Annotated in this window: 7 protein-coding genes; 4 read left to right on the plus strand and 3 right to left on the minus strand. The window is 70.9% G+C overall.

The features are described from left to right. Nucleotides 1-3 precede the first annotated feature (3 nt). On the plus strand, nt 4-393 hold the full coding sequence (gene crcB, locus FV228_RS19590; protein ID WP_147856154.1) for a fluoride efflux transporter CrcB: 390 nt from the start codon (nt 4-6) through the stop codon (nt 391-393). A 121-nt stretch (nt 394-514) separates the two neighbouring features. On the opposite strand, the gene FV228_RS19595 is transcribed toward crcB, so the two are convergent. Next, nucleotides 515-1,345, minus strand: coding sequence for a pyruvate, water dikinase regulatory protein (locus FV228_RS19595; protein ID WP_058190745.1), 831 nt, complete (start codon nt 1,343-1,345; stop codon nt 515-517). Between the two features lie 466 nt (nt 1,346-1,811). On the opposite strand from FV228_RS19595, the gene FV228_RS19600 reads away from it, so the two are divergent. From FV228_RS19600 to FV228_RS19610, 3 genes are all read left to right on the plus strand, one after another. Further along, the gene (locus FV228_RS19600) at nt 1,812-2,957 is read left to right on the plus strand and encodes a uroporphyrinogen decarboxylase (RefSeq protein WP_147856150.1); all 1,146 of its coding nucleotides are present in this window, start codon (nt 1,812-1,814) and stop codon (nt 2,955-2,957) included. Between the two features lie 5 nt (nt 2,958-2,962). Next, nucleotides 2,963-3,394 carry a protoporphyrinogen oxidase HemJ gene (gene hemJ, locus FV228_RS19605; protein ID WP_147856151.1) on the plus strand — a complete coding sequence of 144 codons (432 nt, stop codon included), beginning with the start codon at nt 2,963-2,965 and terminating at the stop codon, nt 3,392-3,394. A 67-nt stretch (nt 3,395-3,461) separates the two neighbouring features. Further along, nucleotides 3,462-3,806 (plus strand): lysozyme inhibitor LprI family protein, encoded by a 345-nt coding sequence (locus FV228_RS19610; RefSeq protein ID WP_147856152.1) that lies wholly within the window; start codon nt 3,462-3,464, stop codon nt 3,804-3,806. An 82-nt stretch (nt 3,807-3,888) separates the two neighbouring features. Here the strand turns inward: FV228_RS19610 and hisG are convergent, their stop codons facing one another. After that, complete coding sequence (gene hisG / locus FV228_RS19615; RefSeq protein WP_147856153.1) at nt 3,889-4,881, minus strand: ATP phosphoribosyltransferase; 993 nt, start codon at nt 4,879-4,881, stop codon at nt 3,889-3,891. Next, on the minus strand, nt 4,878-5,198 hold a 321-nt coding region (locus FV228_RS19620; RefSeq protein ID WP_187277824.1), incomplete at its 5' end, for an ATP phosphoribosyltransferase regulatory subunit. The genes FV228_RS19620 and hisG, both read right to left, overlap by 4 nt.

Below are 5,198 nucleotides of genomic sequence, written 5' to 3' on the forward strand. Positions count from 1 at the left end.
GGCATGATCAACACCCTCATCGTCATCCTCGGGGCCGGACTCGGCGGCGGCGCCCGCCACGGGGTCAACGTCGCGGTCGCCCGGCTGCTGCCGGGCTTCGGGTTTCCCCTCGCCACGATCGTCATCAACGTGCTCGGCTCGTTCCTGATGGGCGTGCTGGCCGAGAGCTTCGCCCTGCGCGGCGCGGCCGGGCACCCGGCGCGGCTGTTCCTGACCACCGGGGTGCTGGGCGGCTTCACCACGTTCTCGACCTTCTCGCTGGACGCGATCAGCCTGTACGAGCGCGGCCATCTGGCCGCCGCGGCCCTCTACGTGACGGTCTCGGTGGCGGCCGGATTGCTCGGATTGCTGGCCGGCATCGCCCTGATGCGGACGGTTCTCAGCGGCGGCTGAAAATGGTCATGGTTTCAAAAGGTCTTCGACCTTGTGCGGGTCCGGGGCAGAGCCCTGGTATCTCGGGGCTCCGCCCCAATCCCCGCCAAAGGGCTGAGCCCTTTGGGAACCCGGACTTGCCTCAGTCGGCGATGAACTTCAGGCGGTGGTCGCGGTAGAGGTCGACGATCGCCGCGGCGGTCTCCTCGATCGAACGGCGGGTCACGTCGATGGTCGGCCAGCGGTTCTTGGTGAACAGCCGGCGCGACATGGTGATCTCGTCGGCCACCGCCGAGCGGTCGACATACATCGAGGATTCGTCGGCGTTCAGGCTCGACAGCCGGTTCTGGCGGATCTGCACGATCCGCTCGGGCGAGGCGAACAGCCCGACCACCAGGGGCTTGCGGGCCCGCTCGATCGCCGGCGGCAGGGGCATGCCGGGCACCAGCGGCAGGTTCGTAGTCTTGAGCCCGCGGTTGGCGAGGTAGATCGAGGTCGGCGTCTTCGAGGTCCGGCTGACCCCGAGCAGGATCACGTCGGCATCCTCCAGGTCCTCGGGCAGGTTGCCGTCGTCGTGGGCCAGCGTGAAGTTCATCGCGTCGATGCGCTTGAAATACTCCGCGTTGAGCATGTGCTGGGCGCCCGGCCGGGCCGTGGTCTCGGCGCCGAGATAGGCGCGCAGCAGGTCGTGGACCGGGCGCAGCACCGACAGGCAGGGCGAGCCGGTCTCGCGGGCGACCTCCTCGAGCCGCTCGCCAAGGTCGCCGCCCACCAGGGTGTAGAGCACGAGGCCCGGCGCCGCCCGGATCTCCGAGATCACCCGGTCGAGCTGCGCCGCCGAGCGCACCAGCGGATAGACGTGCTCGATCGCCGAGACGCCCTCGTACTGCGCGGCCGCCGCCCGGCCGACGTTGATCAGCGTCTCGCCGGTGGAGTCGGACACGAGGTGAAGGTGGAAGTAGCTCCGGCCCATCGGGTCGCCTTCGTCTCGCCGGAGGCGTTATCCACTGCCGGCCGCCAGGGGAGTCGATGAGTGTGGATAGGATGCGGCTTCGGGCAGGTCCAGGGCGAAGGGGCCGCGCCTTATCGACTCCGCCGTTCACAGGTCCGCCATACGGACGCGCGGAATCCGGGCGCCTGGGAGAATCCGGGACGCAACGGGGGCACGTACCGGACTCGGCGTTCGCAAGCCGCTGTTGGACTTGGCCGTTCTCGCAACATGGAGCGAATCCTTTAAAGCCTCGTTAACGGCGCGACGGCGGGGACGGCCTGTGGACCCGCTTGCACCACCGTGTTGAGCCCCCCCAATAGAAAAAACAGAGTCCTAGAATCTCTCTTTTCTTTTCGAGAGGGGCCTGTGTGGGGATCCGGCGCGCCTCGACTCGACAGGACGCCCGCCGACGGGCATGCGGAATGACGGGGACGGAAAGGGAGCGACGATGACGGGGACGGAGCGCGGGTCCGGAGGCAAGTCCGAGCGGAAGGTGCTGCGCGTCCTCGAGGGCGAGGCGATCGGACCGCCCCCCGCCTGGATGATGCGCCAGGCCGGCCGCTACCTGCCGGAATACCGGGCGAGCCGGGCCGAGGCCGGGTCCTTCCTCGACCTCTGCTACAGCCCGGACTTCGCCGTCGAGGTGACCCTGCAGCCGATCCGCCGCTTCGGCTTCGACGCGGCGATCCTGTTCTCGGACATCCTGGTCGTCCCCCATGCGCTGGGCCAGGACGTGCGCTTCGTCGAGGGCGAGGGGCCGCGCCTCGATCCCCTGGACGGCCGCGACGCCTTCGGGCGGCTGCGCGAGGCCGGCGATCCGGCGATTTTTTCGCACTTGGCGCCGGTCTTCGAGACGGTGAAGCGGCTGCGCGCCGAACTGCCCGGTGAGACCACCCTGCTCGGCTTCTGCGGCGCGCCCTGGACGGTGGCGAGCTACATGATCGGCGGCCGCGGCACCCCGGACCTCGCCCCCGCCCGGGCGCTGGCCGAGGGCGACACCGCCTTGGTCGACACCCTGATCGACCGCCTCGTCACGGTGCAGACCGAATATCTCGTCCGCCAGCTCGAGGCGGGCGCCGACGCGGTGCAGATCTTCGAATCCCATGCCGGCACCCTGCCGCGCGCCGTGCCGGCCTCCGGGGATATCGTCGAGCCGGTGGGCGACGTGACCGAGAGCGCCCTGCCGGACGACGCGGGCCTCGACGCCCTGACCCGCTGGTCGCTCCGCCCGATTGCCCGGATGATCGCGGGCGTCCGTGCACGGGTGCCGCACGCCAAGATCATCGTGTTCGCCCGCGGCTCGGGCCTCGACGGCCATGGCCGGGTGGTGCCGGAGACCGGCGCCGACGCCGTGGGCGTGGATTGGGCGGTGGACCTGAAGGCCCTGCGCCGGCACGTGCCGGCCACGATGGTGACCCAGGGCAACCTGCATCCCGACACGCTGATCGCCGGCGGCGACGCCCTCGATGCCGGGGTCGACGCGGTACTGGAGGCCACCGCCGACCTGCCGCACATCTTCAACCTCGGCCACGGCATTACCCCGCAGACGCCGGTGGCCCATGTCGAGCGCATGCTCGCGCGGCTGCGCCGGTAGGGCCCGTGCTGTACGACTGGATCAAGGCCGGGCACGTCATCAGCCTGATCGCCTGGATGGCGGGCATGCTCTACCTGCCCCGGCTGTTCGTCTACCACGCCAGCCTGCCGCCGGGCTCGGAGGCGCAATCGGCGACCTTCAAGGTGATGGAGCGGCGCCTGCTCAAGGCGATCATGAACCCCGCCCTCATCGCCACCTGGGCGTTCGGGCTGGTGCTGGCCTGGATGAGCGGCTTCTACGCGAGCCCCTGGCTCCAGGCGAAGTTCCTGCTGGTGCTGGCGATGTCGGGCATCCACGGCTGGCTCGCCCGGATGGTCAAGGATTTCGCCGCCGACCGGAACACCCACGGGCACAAGTTCTACCGGGTGCTCAACGAGGTGCCGACGCTCCTGCTGATCGGCATCGTCGTCCTGGCGGTGGTCAAGCCGGGCTTCTGATCCCGGGATCCGGGATCCGTCACGCCGACGGGGCCGGAGCCTTTCGCCGGCCGGGCCGTTGGGGGCCATGACCAAGCTTTTCGCGCTCCTGCTGCCGCTGGCTCTTCTCGCCGCCGCCCCCACCCGCGCCGCGAGCTTCGCCTGCGACAAGGCCGAGACCCCCGACGAGAGGGCGATCTGCGCCCATCTCCCGCTCAACGACATGGATGTCGAGATGGCGACCCGCTTCGCCATCCTGAAGGACGTCCTGCCGATGGGCGGCCAGACCAAGCTGCGCGACGACCAGGAAGCCTGGCTCAAGGAGCGCCACGCCTGCGGCGCCGAAATCGCCTGCCTGCGCGGCCTCTACGAGACCCGGCTGAAAGTGCTGCGCGGGGTGCTGGCGGAATTCGCCAAACAGGGGCCGCAGTGACGGGTGCGCGGCTCAGAGCGATGCCTGCAACCCGTCATGCGCGAGGCACGACTTGCTTCGACTTGAGCCAGCGTAGCGCCTCTCAAAGCCGCGCCAGCAGCCGCTCCGCCAGCGGGTTCTCGGCCGCGAAGGCGTAGTCGACCCGCCGGACCGTCACGGCCCGGGCGCCGGCCTCGACCAGGGCGCCGGCGAGCGCGAACACCGCGCCCTCGGGGCAGCGCATCACGATCTCGCCGTCGCTTCCCCGCGGGGCGCCGTAGGGCAATTCGGCCTCGTGCAGGCCCGCGATCGTGGCGAGGTCGATGGTGCCGCTCTCCGGCAGAGCGGCCCGGACCTCCCGGGTGGTGCGGGCGCGCTCCTCGGCGGCGATGCGGCCGAGCACAGTGCGCAAAGCCGTCCGCTGGTCCTCGCCCCAGGGGGCCTTCAGCGAGGCGACCAGGTTGGCCTCGGAGCGCAGGATGATGCCGTCGTCCAGCACCTTCAGGGCGTTGGCGCTGAGCGTCGCCCCCGTGGTGGTGATGTCGACCACGATCTCGGCGGAGCCGGCGGCCGGCGCGCCCTCGGTGGCGCCCAGGCTCTCGACGATCCGGTAATCGGCCACCCCCTTCTCGGCGAAGAACCGGCGGGTCAAGTTCACGTACTTGGTCGCGACCCGCAGGCGGCGGCCGTGCCGGGTGCGCATCAGCGCCGCGACCTCGTCGAGGTCGGACATCGCCCGCACGTCGATCCAGGCCTGGGGCACCGCCACCACCACGGTGGCGTTGCCGAAGCCGAGCGGGGTCAGGAGTTCGACCTGGCCGCGCACGTCCGGTAGGGTCTCGCGGATCAGGTCCTCGCCGGTCACCCCGAGATGGGCGGCCCCGGAGGCGAGCTGCGCGGCGATCTCCGAGGCCGAGAGGTAGCGCACCTCGACCCCCGGCACGCCGACGAGCTTGCCCCTATAGTCGCGGGCGCCGGCACCCTGGGCGAGCCGCAGGCCGGCCCGGCCGAAGAACGCGCTGGCGTTCTCCTGGAGGCGTCCCTTGGACGGGACGGCGAGGATCAGCGGCATGGCGCCCGAGTCCGAGGGGGTCATCGGCCGGCTCCCGCCACGCGCTCGACCCAGAAGGTGCAGCCCACCGCGGGCAGGGGCACCGGGCTGCCGAGATGCCCGAGCAGGCCGTCGTAGCGGCCGCCGCCGACCAGCATCGGGCCGTCCCCCTCGTTCACCTCGAAGATGAAGCCGGTGTAGTAGTCGAGGTTGCGGGCGAAGCCGCCCTGGAAGCGGAACCGCTCGATCGGCAGGCCGCGCGCCGCGATGAAGCCGGTGCGCTCCTCGAACAGGTCGAGGGCGGCCGAAAGCGCGTCGTGGCGCAGGCCCGCGTCGGCGACCAGCGCCCGCAGGTCGCGCGC

Origin of the sequence: Methylobacterium sp. WL18, assembly GCF_008040015.1 — a bacterium.
In the GTDB taxonomy this organism is placed as follows: Bacteria; Pseudomonadota; Alphaproteobacteria; order Rhizobiales; family Beijerinckiaceae; genus Methylobacterium; species Methylobacterium mesophilicum.